The organism is Clostridioides sp. ES-W-0018-02 (assembly GCF_020658175.1).
Lineage (GTDB): Bacteria > Bacillota > Clostridia > Peptostreptococcales > Peptostreptococcaceae > Clostridioides.
Map to the genome: position 1 here is coordinate 224,834 of NZ_JACVVY010000002.1, position 14,744 is coordinate 239,577.

Sequence of the window (14,744 nt, forward strand, 5' to 3'; positions counted from 1 at the left end):
TGAGTGCTTTGCTTTGTTATTTTATACATGTAATTGTCTGTTATTTTTTATAAGTTTTACTTTTAATATTTTTCTACATACTTTTATTATTATATATACTTATTAGATAAATTTAATTCCATATATTGGATATACAAGCTATTATTTAAACATACTTATTATATGATATAATATTATAAGTATAATTAAATTAAAATATCTTAATAAAGGAGGAGATTAAATATTTGGCATCTATACAACAGTCTATTAAAGATTATATGGAGAAGTATTTCAATAAAAAATTAAACTTACAAGAAAGACTTTTTTATCTTTTTTGTTTTGCTGGAGTTGTTTGTTCCTTTTTAGCCTTTGTTGCAGCTCTTTTTAGTAATCTTCCTAGTATATCTGTATGGGGGAGTTTTTCTTGTTTTTGTATCATGTCAATATTGGCAATCTATTCTCTTAAAACACAAGATATTGATAGAGGGTGCCTAGTAATTAATATAGGACTTAATATATTCTTATTTCCAGTACTCTTTTTTATAAGTGGTGGAGTGGATAGTGGTATGATGTTTTATTTCTTGTTGGGAATATGTGTTATATCATTGACTCTTAATGGTCTTAAGAGAATAGTTATAATATTTGTATCTACACTTGTGTATAGTATATGTATATTTTTGGCATTTAATTACCCAAACTTAATTGTGTCTATAGGTGAATCTCGTGCATCAGATACGATAAGTAATTTTATTATAGTTTCATTGTTTTTATGTATAGTAATGATTGTGGTTTTACAAGAGTATTCTCATGAGCGTGATAAAGTATATAAATTGAACCAAAGACTTGAAAAGCAGGCAATTATAGATGATTTGACAAAGTTATATAATAGAAGATATTTAATACAATATATGTCCGATATATTAAAAAAACCATTGGAAGAAAGAATTATGTCCATTGTGTTATTTGATATAGATGATTTTAAAAAAATAAATGATAAATATGGTCATCTATGTGGAAATAATGTATTAATTCGATTTAGTGAGATTTTAATTGAAGAGGTTGGAAATGATGGAATTGTTTCAAGATATGGAGGAGAAGAGTTTATAGTGGTAATGCCTAGCTTTACTAAATCTAAAGCGGTTGAGGTAGCAGAGCGTATTCGCATACATGTTTCTAGTGACAAAAAATTATTTGATTTAGTGGACAAAATTACAGTCAGCGGTGGTGTAGAGGAGTATGTTGAAAATATGACTATGGAGAAGATAGTAAAAGGAGCTGATACAAAACTTTACATAGCTAAAAATAATGGGAAAAATAGAATTGTAAGTTAGAGAACGTTTGGTTTAATAGTGTCATCATAGTAGATGCATTTGCCATGATGACACTATTATTTTAATCAATAATACTAAGTACTATTTGTATGTTTCCACTTCCTAATATTTCAGCAAGCTTACTGGTATCTTCAATATACCCCAGTTTAGTGTAGTTATATGAGGTTTGAAAATCTTTATAAAATAGAACCAAACAATCAGAGCCGTAGAGCATAAAATCACCAGTTTTAATATTTTTTACGGATTCTGCATTTGATGGCAAATCTTTTATAAAGTAATTGTATTTTTCGTTTTTATTTAAATCTTTCATATCTATTGTAAGTGGCATTTTTTTTATTAATGCCTGTACAGAGGAATTATTATAAAGTTTCAATACAAAGTCTTTATCTCCAATTTTAAGATTGGCAGTTATAATGTTATTTTTAATTGGTTTATTTTCAGTTGGTGTTATTACTTCTTTTTCTTTATAAGAAATAGGAGTTGCAGTCAAAGTATTATTTTTAGATTCTTGTTTTACTGTTTGTTTTGAGGCTGGAATACTTGTACAACCTAATAGTGCAAAGCTACAGAGTGCAGTTAACATGAGGGTTATAATCTTTTTTATATGATTACATTGCTTCATATGATTATACTACCTTTCCCATTTGATATGCTTTACTTAATAGATTAGGTAAAGCAGAGATAGAACCATATTCATCTGCACCTGTACCGCGCAAAACATCTTTAAGTGTTGCATTTTCAAAACAATCAATCCAGCCCTGCAATCCTTTCACTGCACCATCCATTGCATGTTCCTCTTTATCAGCAGCAGTTGTTAGAAGATAAATATCTCTAAAAGAATACTCTAAGGGAAATAGTGGATTAGAACGGTCAAGTAATGTTTTCATCTGTCCACTCATTTCATAAAAATAGATTGGAGTTGAAAAAACAATTACATCAGCAGTCATCATCTTTTGTACAATCATATCGGCATCATCTTGCATTATACAATGCCCTGTTTTTGTATTCTGACAAGCAAGACATCCTTTACAAAAGTGAATAGTTTTATCATACAAACAGATTTTTTCAACAATATTTCCTGATTCTTTTGCTCCTTTTAAAAACATATCTGCTAACATTTCAGAATTTCCGTCTTTGCGAAAGCTTGTAGATATAATTAAGACTTTTTTGTTCATTTATTTATTCCTCCTCAATTTTTTTTATAAACTTTGCTGGTACACCTCCCACCAATGTATTAGGTGTCACATCTTTTGTTACAACAGCTCCAGCTGCTATAATTGCCCCATCTCCTACTATTACACCAGGAGTTATTGTGACATTAGCACCAACCCAGACACTTTTCCCTATTTTAATAGGTTTTGGGTGCATAGTGCTTCGTTTGCTTGGAGCAAAATCATGATTCAAAGTTGCCAATACTACATTATGACCAATTAACGAATTGTCTCCTATAGTAATACCACCTTGGTCTTGAAATCGACATCCTGAATTTATAAAAACATTTCTACCTATTGTTATATTTTTTCCACAGTCAGTATAAAATGGAGGGAACATGTTAAATGTTTCATCTACCTGTTTTCCAATTAACTCTGAAAATAATGTTCTAATTTCTTCCGGCTCATGATAATGATTGTTTAATTTAGATGTAATTTTCATGGCTTCATTGCTAAGTTCACTCATAAACTGATGTAACTTTGAACCTCCAACAACAATAAGTCCTTGATTAAGGTGTTCTAAAAATGTATTTAAGTTCAAGTTCATTTTGCACATCCTTTCTGATTAACTGTAAGATTTTTTCAATACTTCTACACAATCCTCATGTGTCATTTCACAAGGATTTGCTGCAAATAAACCTCCCATTGTTTCTCGTGCACTTTTTGCTATTAGATTAAAATCTCCTGGTGTAATTCCATAATCGGACATTTTTAAATCTGCAACCCCACAAGCTTCTTGTAATTTGCTAAGAGCCGTAATAAAATCTTCTGCTTTGTTAGCATCTTTCATTCCCAATGCCTGTGCCATGCGTACAAAGCGTTCATCACAAGCATGTTTTTCTATAAAAAATCCAAAGAAAGCTTTAGAAATCATAATCAAACCTGCACCATGAGGAAGTCTTGGGTAATAACCAGACATAGCTTGTTCTAAAGAATGCTGTGCTGTAGTGACACTGATTGTCATGACAATTCCTGCAATTGTATTTGCAAAAGCCATGTGTTCTCTTGCTTTCATATCATTACCATTTTTTACTGCATGTGCAAGATAGTTGCCTACATTTTCGATAGCAGTTAAAGCATACATATCGCTCATAACACTGGAAAAAGAAGATATATAGCTTTCCACGGCATGGAATAAAGTATCAAATCCTTGATAAGCAGTAAGTTCAGGTGGTACAGATTTCATCAATTCTGGGTCAATTATGGACAAAACAGGGAATAAAGAGTCATAACCACCAACACCAATTTTCTCATGGGTTTCTTCATTTGTAACAACTCCCCATTGGTCAGCTTCACTACCTGTTCCAGCAGTGGTTGTAATACAAACAACTGGTAGTGGTTCACTTTGTAATGGTTGAGCCTTTCCAGTACCTCCATTTACATAATCCCATAAGTCACCATCATTTGTCACCATCATTGCAATTGCCTTTGAAGCGTCCATGACACTTCCACCACCTAAGGCAATGATAAAATCGCATTCTGTTTTACGAGCACAGAAAGCTCCGTTCATGATAGAATTTTTATTAGGATTTGCGTCTATTTCATTGAATAACACAAATTCTACTCCTGCCATTTTTAACTGTTTTTCTGTTCGGGCAAGTGCACCATTTTCTTTAGTTGATTTTCCACTTGAAATAACAAGCAAGGCTTTCTTTCCAGGTAGTTTTTGTTGATGTAATTCATCTAAGCGTCCATTTCCAAAGATAAAACGAGTTGGTATATACATATTAAAATTCATATTTTTTTCTCCTTTTTATGTTATTGTTTTTATTAAAATTTATATCATAGTTTCTATACGTTTATTATATTAACGAAACAATATAATAGCAAATACTTATAAAGAATGCCTTCCCATAGTTGACAGGCATAGTAGGGAAAAGTACACTATAAATAGGAGGTATAGATAATGGAACTTAGAGTATTGAGATATTTCTTGGCAGTTGCAAAAGAGGAAAGTATTACAAGTGCAGCTCAATCACTTAATGTGACACAACCTACGCTTTCAAAACAACTTATGGAACTTGAAGATGAACTTGGGAAAAAGTTGTTTTTGCGTGGTAACAGAAAAATCACACTTACAGAGGATGGCTTATTTTTACGTAAACGTGCACAGGAAATAATTGACTTAACAGATAAAACTACTTCAGATTTTAACAATGATTGTGATGATATACGAGGAAATGTTTATATTGGTGGGGGAGAAACAGATGCTATGCGTTTTATTGCCAAAACTGCGAAAGAATTGAAGAAAGAATACCCTCATATCCGTTATCATCTATTTAGTGGAAATGCTGATGATGTAACGGAAAGACTAGATAAAGGGCTTTTAGATTTTGGAATTTTAATCGAACCTGCCAACATGGAAAAGTATGATTATATCAAACTTCCTGTTAATGATGTATGGGGATTGCTTATGAAAAAAGATTGTGAGCTTGCTCAAAAGAAAACGGTATGTCCAGATGATTTGAAGGAAATTCCTATCTTAACTTCACGTCAAACATTGGTTCAAAATGTAATTTCTGGTTGGTCTGGGCAAGATTTTCAAGCATTTAATATAGTGGCAACTTATAATCTTGTCTACAACGCTTCTCTTATGGTAGATGAAGGGGTTGGGTATGCTCTTTGCTTGGATAAGCTAATCAATACAACAGGTAATAGCAATCTTTGTTTTAGACCTTTAGAACCGAGATTAGAAGCACACTTAAATATTGTATGGAAAAAGTATCAGGTTTTTTCTAAGGCAACTAAAATGTTCTTAAGTAAATTGCAAAGCGAAATTAATAATTTTGTATCAGAATAGAGAGACAGCTATTTAATTTATAATATTGTTTATATGAAGGTAGTGATTTTTATGAAGCGAGATTTATATGTAATGAGAGATAAAATAAAACTTTTTTATGCTGAAGATTATGATAGAAAACTAATATATGATATGGCATTTGAGGAAGATGAGATATGGAAGTCAATGTTTGACAATAAAGAGGATTTTGACTGGTCTGACATTCATGATGAAGAATCTTACTTTTTTAGTAGTACTCCTGGTCTTAATAAATACTTGCTTATAGAATATGATAATCAAATTGTGGGTACCATTTCTCATGCATACAATGATGGTAAGATACCTAATATGGAGCTAGATATGTGGTTGCGTTCAATGAAATATACTGGGAAGGGGATTGGTTCAAAAGCTATGAAGTTGTTAATTGACAGCTTGACTAGAGACTATGAGGTAGGCACATTTATTATTCGACCATGGATTAAAAATTCTCGTGCTATAAAGGCCTATGAAAAATGTGGTTTTGTGGTAAGTGATTGTTTTAATCCTAAAGAGTATTATGGGAAATACTTCGATAAATGGGGTCAAGGTGATTATCCAGAAGGTGAGAATGTGAATATGATACTTTCAATAGAGTAGTTAACAATGCTATGAAAAAATATACTTTTGCTATTAGTAGTTCGATGTCTGGAAAATAAGAGATTAGAATAAAAATAAATATTATTCCCTAGGTTGTAAGTTTAGCAAAGGATATTTATACTCAGTAAAGAAATAAAATGTGAGGTCCAACAAGTTCCTATTAGTTAGGAAGCTTGTCAGACATTCTAGCAAAGTTTGAAAAACCTAAAGAATCTAAAGCCGATTGTAATTTATGGTTATAGCAATTTCTTAGTCATTAATTGGGATGTTTATTCAAAAGTAGTACTTAAAGTATGAATCTATGTTTAAAAGACTTATAAAAAAGTACAACAAGAGCTAGAATACAAATATTATATAAATAAAACATCATTGAAACTTATTTTTTTCTAACTGGAAAGCATACTTCTGTTACCCAATTATCAGAATTACTGTCTTGACCAGGTCCTATATGATAAATATTAAACATAGGGCCGTCTACATCATAGTTATTGTCAGATATCCAATTACCAATAGCTTCACAAGCATCTGTAAGTTGATTGAAGTTTCCTTTTACAATAGCAGTTGCAGCAGTTACACTTGGAACAGTTCTAAACTTAACATTTTCAGTATCTTTATAATTTCCAGATACAGCAAGTTGTATTTCAACATCAACATAATTTTCTTTATACCCAACATCATAAAAGACTGCTTTAGAATAGTTAGGAACATCAACTTGTACATTATGCCCTTTTGTTTCTGAGAATAATTGATGCCATAGCATTCCTTCATCTTGATAAGTAGGTATAGTTTTTCTTAAAGTCATCATATATTTTGGAGCAAAGTCTTTTATAGTTACATCATAATTTTTCATAATATCAGTCCTTCCAATTCTCTCCATAGTAGTTTCTATTTTTAATAGTTTTTTTTGCGTGTCTTCTAGATGTTCTCTTACTTGAGAATAGTGAATATTTAAATACCTTATCAAGCTTTCTCTATCATTGTATTCCGTCAAAATTTCTTTGATAGAAGATAAGCTGAACCCCATATCTTTTAAGGCATGGATTCTATTTGTAGTGGAAAGTTGATTTGCACTATAGTATCTATAACCATTAACTTTATTTATATGAGTTGGTGTTAAAAGTCCAATTTCATCATAGTGACGTAGCATGCGAATACTAATTTTACTAAGTTTTGAAAAATCACCTATCTTAAACATATTTACATCTCCTTTATAAAGGTGTTATTTTTGAGCTCAATATCAATATAAACCATATCATAGTGGTAGAGTCAACTAAAAATTATATATTGACAAATAATAAAAAAATATTATACTGAACATGTTTAGAACGAAAAATGTAAATGTTTTGAAGGTAGGTTATGATAAGGTACTATCTTTTATATTGAATCAATGTATAATCAATGGAAATATGCAGGCACAACTTGCTATCATTTCTATGCTTCGTAATATATTTGGGGACGAAAAAGACGAAATGAGTTTAAGAACTATTGCCTTACAAATTATTTTACCTATACAAATGGAGGCTTTATCACCAGACTCATTTCAATTATATAGTGGTACAAATATAAAAGTTAAACATCAGAGAGATAAATTTATTGATATTTTAATAGATAATATTATCAAATGAGATGATGTGAAATGAAACTTATAACTATTGGTGCAAGTGTTATTAAATATTAATCTAATCAGTCAAACATATGAAACCGCCAGAAGTAATAAAGGTAAAGGTTTATAAAATTTCTGACGGTTTTATTATATGTTACTAAGTATGGAAAATATTTACTAGATATAACATAAGTTAATAAGTATTAATAAGTACGTACTAGACATAACATGAGTTAATAAGTATTAATAAATATTTATTAGATATATCATAAGTTATTAAATACTAAGAAGCATTTTCTAATTCAAGAGGGTTCTCTATACCAAAATAATCGTATAAAGCTGAGCTTATTTCCTTCAAGTTTCCGCTTTCAAAAGGAGATTGTAGATTAACTTTTTCTACTACATCTTTAAATCCTGCATCTGTATTTTGATTTAAAAAATCCATATATACATCAACAGCTTTTCTATAGTCACCTTGTGATAACTCCCATATTTGAAGAGATACATCAGATGCAAGACCATAACTTAAATAGTAAAAAGGAACTTGGAAATTATGAGATACAAGTATCCAAAATGGAGCATTTTTATCTTTAAGTATCTTATTAGATACTCCATATTCTTCTTCTAAATCAAAAAATAGTTTATTTATATCATTTAAGCTCATATATGGGTTTTTATATATAATTTCTTGAAACTCATCGTAAAGACAAGCATCAATAATTGTGTTTAAAACAATCGATAAGTGTTCTTTTTTTATTGCTTCAGATTGTTTTCCAAAGAATTCATCAAAATACTTGTAAAATAAAATTTCTAAAGATGTTGAATGAACTTCGCATATATCAATACTTGGCTGTATTGTATTATTTGAGTTAATACTGTTGTAGTAATTAAAAAAATGACCAAACTCATGAGCAAAGCTAGTAACACCTAAAAAAGAATTGTCCCATGTATTAAATAAAAAGGGTGCTTTGTACTTGGTTATATAAGTAGTATAACCTCCAGGTGATTTGTTTTTCCCAGAGGAATAATCGTATAAGTCATACTTTTTCATATAGTTAAAACACTCTTTTAATTTTGGAGATATATCTTCAAGTACTTTATCAAATTTTCTAAATGAACGATTCTTATATGCCTTAATATAAATAGAAGAGTCAGAAGGTTGTGATGTAACTTTCCTATATAATGGAACTATGTACTCTTTTACCTCACTTCTAAATTTTCTTGCATCCTCTTGGGAGTAATCTTTATTTAAATTTAAATAAGCATAATCTGTATAATTCTTAAAGCCTAGCTTAGTTGCTATTTCAGTTCTCTTCTGTACAAGTTCTAAAAAAATATTACCAAATATAGGGTTGTATTTTTTTAAGTAATCTGAATAGATTTTTACATATTCTTCATAAGTGAGATTGGGTTTTGACATAGCTTCTTCAAAGTCTATTTCCATTCCATCTACTGATACAGTAGACTTAGATAATAAGTCTTCATATTTAACAACTAAGTCTTGCTCTTTTTTAAGTAGGTTTTCTACTTCTTCTGAATTAAGCTTTCCAATGTTTTTTAAATAATTAAATCCATCTTTTCCAATTTCTTTTTTTAGTTCTTTAGAAAACTTAGAATTTACAAATGTATCCTGAAAATCTTTGTATGCCATATCGACATCCACAGATTTACTCATAAGGTATTTGTATTCTTTAGAGTAAAATTCATCTGATGAATCAATATTATTTCTAAGTTTTGCTATAGTAAGTGTACTATAAAAGTCTTGGTAAATCTTATCGACATTACTAAATACGTTCAATTGCTCTTTGGCATTTTTACATGTTAAAAGTTTATCGTTATATGTGTTAATATTTTCGCATACTGACTTTATGTCAGGACGCTTATATTCCATTTTTTCAAAAGGAATAGTTCCTCTAACTGAATCTTTTTTTGAATCATTAGTATAATTTTTTATGTATAATGCAAATATAATAAAAATTACAATTAAAATTAGAGAAATAAATAATCTTTTCTTGGATTTAATCATAGAAATCCTCCAATCATGGATATAGTTATTAGTTATTTTACTATATTAAATATAAAAAATGCATATTAAGAAAATTTAATATAAAAATATGGACAAGATTATAGATAATATAAAAATTTAACTTCAAGAAAATATATGAAAATTGTATTGGTAAAATGATAAATAAATTTTAAGTATAAAATACGAAAAACTATTCTACTATTAGATTTATTATATGCAAAAAATATAGAAATTTTTGATGTAATTGAAATTAAAAGACATATATAAAAATTTGCAATATTCTAAACAAAATTTATAAAAATTCATATCATTGTCTTTATACAATATTTATACTATAATAGAGTAATAATTTAGAGGAAAACTCTAAAAATAAACAAATTAAAGGTCTTAACAGTAATGATTTTATGTTAAGGAGGTATAAAGAAAGTTGAAAACAATAGTTAGAAGACTTATTCTCTACGCAGATGGAATGCGACCTACTCAAATAATAGTATCTGGGTTTGCAGCAACTATTTTAATTGGAGCAATATTGTTAACACTCCCGATATCGTCACAGAGTAGAGAGAGTATAGGTTTATTAAATGCTCTATTTACAGCTACTTCAGCGGTTTGTGTTACTGGTCTAGTTATGGTAGATACAGCAACTTATTGGAGTTTATTTGGACAGATAGTAATAATAACATTGATACAAATTGGTGGTCTTGGATTTATGACCGTAGCTACAATGTTTTCACTTATGGCACGAAAAAAAATACAACTAAGAGAAAGATTATTGATACAAGAATCATTAAACCAAGCAGACTTATCAGGGCTAGTAAAACTTACAAGGTTTGTATTAATAATAACTATAACCATAGAGGGAATAGGAGCACTAGTCTTATCAACTGTCTTTATTCCACAATTTGGTTTATCTAGAGGGATATGGTATAGCGTATTTCACGCAATATCAGGGTTTTGTAATGCCGGATTTGACTTAATGGGTAGTGTAAGTGGGCCATTTACATCGCTAAATTCTTATGTAAACAATTTTATAGTATCAATGACTATTTGTGCACTTATAGTGTTAGGTGGATTAGGATTTCCAGTTGTTCTTGATATTGTAAGAAAAAGAAGATTTTCAAAATTAAATGTGCATTCTAAAGTTGTTTTATTTTCAACTGCAATACTTATTTTAGTAGGTGCAATATTTATTTTTCTTATAGAGTTTAACCAAAAGGCCACTATGGCAGATTTACCTGTAAAAGGGAAAATATTATCAGCTATATTTCAATCAGTAACAGCAAGAACTGCTGGTTTTAATACACTTGATTTAGCTACTTTACAAGAAAGTAGTATATTTATAATGATAATTTTGATGTTTATTGGAGCATCACCTGCATCTACTGGTGGAGGTATCAAAACAACAACATTAGCAGTTTTAATAATTACAGTTAGAAGTTTTTTATCAGGAAAATCTGATATAGAAACTTTTGAGAGAAGACTGGCTCCAACAACTATAAAAAAATCTCTAGGGATATTTGTAATTAGTATATCCGCAGTTATTTTTGGAACTTTGATTATTTCAATAACTCAACCTAAGTTTACACTAGTTCAATCAGCATTTGAGGTTACATCAGCACTAGCTACAGTTGGTTCAAGTTTAGCTGGAAGTGCAAATCTAAATGCTTTAGGTAAGGTTATAATAATAATCTTTATGTTTATGGGGAGAGTTGGTTCTCTTACTTTATTTATGGCTATACTTTCTGGAGGTAGAAGAAAGAGTCAGCCAGTTAGATACGCAGAAGGCAAGATTATGGTTGGTTAGAGTACCATTTATTAGATAAATCTATTAATAATGATATATAATCTAGGAAAATGAACTTAGATATAATCAATTAAATAAATCAATTAATGATAGAAATAATCTAGCAAATAAATTTAGCTATGATTAATAAAATAAAAATATTAAAATTAATTTACCTATATAAAAGTTAATTTAATAGATATTATACAAATTGTGTATTAGGGAGGAAGTTTCGAGATGAAGCAATATATAGTCATTGGATGTGGGAGATTCGGAAGTTCAGTTGCATCTACTATGCATCTTTTAGGACATCAAGTAATGGCAATAGACAAAAATGAAGATTCAGTTCAAAGTATATCTGATAAAGTAACTCATTCACTTATAGTGGATGTTACTGAGGAACAAGCATTAAGATCATTGGGTTTAGGTAACTTTGATGTAGCAGTAGTTGCAATCGGTTCTGATATAAGAGCATCTATAATGGCGACTCTTATAGCCAAAGAAATGGGTGTAGAGTTAATAATATGTAAGGCAAAAGATGAATTGCAAGCCAAAGTTCTTTATAAGATTGGTGCAGATAGAGTTGTATTTCCAGAAAGAGATATGGGAGTAAGAGTTGCACATAATTTAGTTTCTGACAATATATTAGACCATATTGAACTTGACCCAGAATATTCAATTGTTGAAATCGTAACTCCAAATGGTTGGGTTGGTAAAACACTTGTAGAACTTGAGCTTAGAGCTAGATATGAGATAACTGTGCTTGCCATCAAGACTGGTAAAAATATAAATGTGACACCTTCTCCTGATGAGGAACTTACAGCTGGAAGTATATTGGTTATAATTGGTCAAAACACTAGTATAACAGCTATTACATCTGGAAATAAGGGTATAATTAGAAGAAGATAGTTTATTATTTAAGATATATTTGATTGCAATGAAAGTAGATAGTATCATATAATTATGAATAGTTATATGATACTATTTTTATTTTAATCGAGAATAGAATTTTAATAGAAATAAAGATTTTAGAAGTAGGATAAAGAATGATAAGGAGGTTGTGCTAATATCAAGTTAGCATTTATATAAAATGATTACAACTATAAGCAGTAAGGATAATGAAAGATTAAAATATACTAAAGCATTATTAAAGTCAAAAAATAGAACAAAAGAATCAAAGTTCATAATAGAAGGGTACAGAATAGTAGTGCTTGCACTTGAATGTAATGCAAATCTTGATTATGTATTTATCAATGAGGATTTTGAAAATAAAAAGGAACACATGGAATTATTAGAAAACTTAGATAAAAAAAACACAAATATATATAAGACTACTAATAAAAACTTTAAGGAACTTGTAGACACAGAAAATACTCAAGGTATAATAGGTGTAGTTTCATTTAAGGAAAAAAATTTAAAAGAAAGTATAAATGAAAAAGATAAGTTTGTATTAATTTTAGACAGAATACAAGACCCAGGAAATATGGGAACAATAATAAGGACTGCTGACTCTGCTGGAGTAGATGCAATAATAGCACTAAAGGGATGCGTCGATATATACAATCCAAAAGTAATTAGGTCAACTATGGGCTCTATTTTTGATATGAATATAATCAATGCCATACAAGATGAAACTGTGGATATACTTAAATCACAAGGATTTAATATAGTTTCAAGTTATTTAAATACAGATAATTTTTATGACAAAATAGACTACGGCTCAAAAGTAGCTTTGGTGATAGGAAACGAAGCAAATGGGATAAATGAAGAGCTTGTATCAAAATCTGATATTTTGGTTAAAATACCTATATATGGCAAAGCTGAGTCGTTAAATGCAGCAATAAGTTCTGCTATATTGATGTATGAAATAAAAAAATACTTAATTTAATGTATTGTAATAAATATAATGTCGTGTTATAATCTTGAATTAAATAGTAGAGTATCAAAAATAGTCAATATATTTTAAATATGATTGATAAAAATATTATATGATTGTACTTTAAAATAGTCACAATAAAATAATCATATAGATAATCACAAAATATAGATATAAATGATATAATACTAAAATAAACAATATAATATTGTAAATGCAATGAAAGAGGAAAGTATTTTGATTAAACTTAGTAAAGAGATAAACACCTAGGCTGGGAGTGTTTTCTAAGAGGTCAGGAGAAGTTCCCTCTAGAGTAACAAAGCTGAAATTTGATAGTAGGCTTTGACGTGAAAAACGCGTTAAGTTTGTTAGAGGTGGTTTGATGATTTTTAGATTGTTAAACTACTAGGGTGGTACCGCGAAACTATAGCCTTTCGTCCCTAGACAGGGATTGAGGGGCTTTTTTTATACAAAAAAACGAAAGGGTGATATGTGTGCAAGAAAAATTACTTGCTTTACGTGAAGCAGCTTTAGCTGAAATAAAAGAGGCACAAAGCATAGAAAATGTAGAAAGTTTAAGAGTTAAGTATTTAGGAAAAAAAGGTGAGATAACTGCCATACTTAAAGAGATGGGTAAATTATCTGCTGAAGAAAGACCAGTAGTTGGAAAAGTTGCCAATGATGTAAGAGAGAATATTGAACTTAGCATAAATTCCAAAAAAGAAGAAATAAATGCTATTGAAAAAGAAAGAAAGTTAAGAGAAGAAGTAATAGATGTTACTCAACCTGGAAAAGTATTGAAAGTTGGAAAGAAACATCCAATAACTCAAATTATAGATGAAGTAACAGATATATTTATCGGAATGGGATTCTCTATAGCAGAAGGTCCAGAAGTTGAAACAGTTGAAAATAACTTTGATGCATTAAATGCTCCTAAAGACCATCCATCAAGAGATATGAGTGATACATTCTATATCAATGATGGTGTATTACTTAGAACTCAAACGTCTCCAGTTCAAGTAAGATCTATGAGAAGCCAAGAGTTACCAATTAAAGTAATAGCACCAGGTAGATGCTTTAGATTTGATTCACCAGATGCGACACATTCACCAATGTTCCATCAAATAGAAGGACTTGTTGTTGGAAAAGATGTTACTATGGCAGAATTTAAAGGAACTATGGATATCTTCGTTGAAAAATTGTTTGGTTCTGATATCAAAACTAAGTTTAGACCTCATAACTTCCCATTTACAGAACCAAGTGCAGAGGTTGATGTTACTTGTTTCAAATGTGGTGGTAAAGGTTGTCCAATGTGTAAGTATGAAGGTTGGATAGAAATATTAGGTTCAGGTATGGTTCATCCAAATGTACTTAGAAATTGTGGAATAGACCCAGAAGTTTACAGTGGATTTGCATTTGGAGTTGGGGTTGAAAGACTTGCAATGCTTAAATATGAAATAGATGATATTAGATTATTATTCGAAAATGATATGAGATTCTTAAATCAATTTTAATTAGGA

Annotated in this window: 14 protein-coding genes and 1 other annotated feature; of the genes, 8 read left to right on the forward strand and 6 right to left on the reverse strand. The window is 29.7% G+C overall.

The window, feature by feature from the left end:
- The first annotated feature begins 224 nt into the window (after nucleotides 1–224).
- Nucleotides 225–1,310 carry a GGDEF domain-containing protein gene (locus IC219_RS07460; protein ID WP_227831297.1) on the forward strand — a complete coding sequence of 362 codons (1,086 nt, stop codon included), beginning with the start codon at nucleotides 225–227 and terminating at the stop codon, nucleotides 1,308–1,310.
- A gap of 61 nt (nucleotides 1,311–1,371) precedes the next feature.
- On the opposite strand, the gene IC219_RS07465 is transcribed toward IC219_RS07460, so the two are convergent.
- The 4 genes from IC219_RS07465 to IC219_RS07480 are packed head-to-tail and all read right to left on the reverse strand — an operon-like array spanning nucleotide 1,372 to nucleotide 4,259.
- Complete coding sequence (locus IC219_RS07465; RefSeq protein WP_227831296.1) at nucleotides 1,372–1,932, reverse strand: cyclophilin-like fold protein; 561 nt, start codon at nucleotides 1,930–1,932, stop codon at nucleotides 1,372–1,374.
- Between the two features lie 4 nt (nucleotides 1,933–1,936).
- On the reverse strand, nucleotides 1,937–2,485 hold the full coding sequence (locus tag IC219_RS07470; protein WP_227831295.1) for a flavodoxin family protein: 549 nt from the start codon (nucleotides 2,483–2,485) through the stop codon (nucleotides 1,937–1,939).
- Nucleotides 2,486–2,489: 4 nt separating this feature from the next.
- Entirely contained in the window at nucleotides 2,490–3,062 is a 573-nt protein-coding gene (locus IC219_RS07475; RefSeq protein ID WP_227831381.1) for a DapH/DapD/GlmU-related protein, read from the reverse strand.
- 24 nt (nucleotides 3,063–3,086) lie between these two features.
- Entirely contained in the window at nucleotides 3,087–4,259 is a 1,173-nt protein-coding gene (locus IC219_RS07480; RefSeq protein ID WP_227853320.1) for an iron-containing alcohol dehydrogenase, read from the reverse strand.
- A 168-nt stretch (nucleotides 4,260–4,427) separates the two neighbouring features.
- On the opposite strand from IC219_RS07480, the gene IC219_RS07485 reads away from it, so the two are divergent.
- Together IC219_RS07485 and IC219_RS07490 are read left to right on the forward strand one after the other, a co-directional pair.
- Nucleotides 4,428–5,321: a LysR family transcriptional regulator gene (locus IC219_RS07485; protein ID WP_227433479.1), complete on the forward strand. Its 894-nt coding sequence runs from the start codon at nucleotides 4,428–4,430 to the stop codon at nucleotides 5,319–5,321.
- Nucleotides 5,322–5,372: 51 nt separating this feature from the next.
- Nucleotides 5,373–5,936, forward strand: coding sequence for a GNAT family N-acetyltransferase (locus IC219_RS07490; protein WP_227831293.1), 564 nt, complete (start codon nucleotides 5,373–5,375; stop codon nucleotides 5,934–5,936).
- A gap of 376 nt (nucleotides 5,937–6,312) precedes the next feature.
- Here IC219_RS07490 and IC219_RS07495 read toward each other — a convergent pair whose 3' ends face one another.
- Nucleotides 6,313–7,131: a MerR family transcriptional regulator gene (locus IC219_RS07495; RefSeq protein WP_227831292.1), complete on the reverse strand. Its 819-nt coding sequence runs from the start codon at nucleotides 7,129–7,131 to the stop codon at nucleotides 6,313–6,315.
- Nucleotides 7,132–7,252: 121 nt separating this feature from the next.
- On the opposite strand from IC219_RS07495, the gene IC219_RS07500 reads away from it, so the two are divergent.
- A complete protein-coding gene (locus IC219_RS07500; RefSeq protein WP_227831291.1) occupies nucleotides 7,253–7,561 on the forward strand; it encodes a hypothetical protein in 309 nt (102 codons plus the stop codon).
- 261 nt (nucleotides 7,562–7,822) lie between these two features.
- On the opposite strand, the gene IC219_RS07505 is transcribed toward IC219_RS07500, so the two are convergent.
- Nucleotides 7,823–9,565: a peptidase M3 gene (locus IC219_RS07505; RefSeq protein ID WP_227831290.1), complete on the reverse strand. Its 1,743-nt coding sequence runs from the start codon at nucleotides 9,563–9,565 to the stop codon at nucleotides 7,823–7,825.
- Between the two features lie 427 nt (nucleotides 9,566–9,992).
- Here IC219_RS07505 and IC219_RS07510 point away from each other — a divergent pair, with 427 nt between their 5' ends.
- The 4 genes from IC219_RS07510 to pheS all read left to right on the forward strand — a co-directional run bounded on the left by IC219_RS07510 (nucleotide 9,993) and on the right by pheS (nucleotide 14,738).
- The gene (locus IC219_RS07510) at nucleotides 9,993–11,369 is read left to right on the forward strand and encodes a TrkH family potassium uptake protein (RefSeq protein ID WP_227824716.1); all 1,377 of its coding nucleotides are present in this window, start codon (nucleotides 9,993–9,995) and stop codon (nucleotides 11,367–11,369) included.
- Nucleotides 11,370–11,585: 216 nt separating this feature from the next.
- Nucleotides 11,586–12,257 (forward strand): potassium channel family protein, encoded by a 672-nt coding sequence (locus tag IC219_RS07515; RefSeq protein ID WP_227433473.1) that lies wholly within the window; start codon nucleotides 11,586–11,588, stop codon nucleotides 12,255–12,257.
- A 181-nt stretch (nucleotides 12,258–12,438) separates the two neighbouring features.
- A complete protein-coding gene (locus IC219_RS07520) occupies nucleotides 12,439–13,236 on the forward strand; it encodes a TrmH family RNA methyltransferase (RefSeq protein WP_227433472.1) in 798 nt (265 codons plus the stop codon).
- Nucleotides 13,237–13,434: 198 nt separating this feature from the next.
- Nucleotides 13,435–13,669 (forward strand) — a binding site (T-box leader).
- A gap of 49 nt (nucleotides 13,670–13,718) precedes the next feature.
- A complete protein-coding gene (gene pheS, locus IC219_RS07525; RefSeq protein WP_227433471.1) occupies nucleotides 13,719–14,738 on the forward strand; it encodes a phenylalanine--tRNA ligase subunit alpha in 1,020 nt (339 codons plus the stop codon).
- Nucleotides 14,739–14,744: the final 6 nt, after the last annotated feature.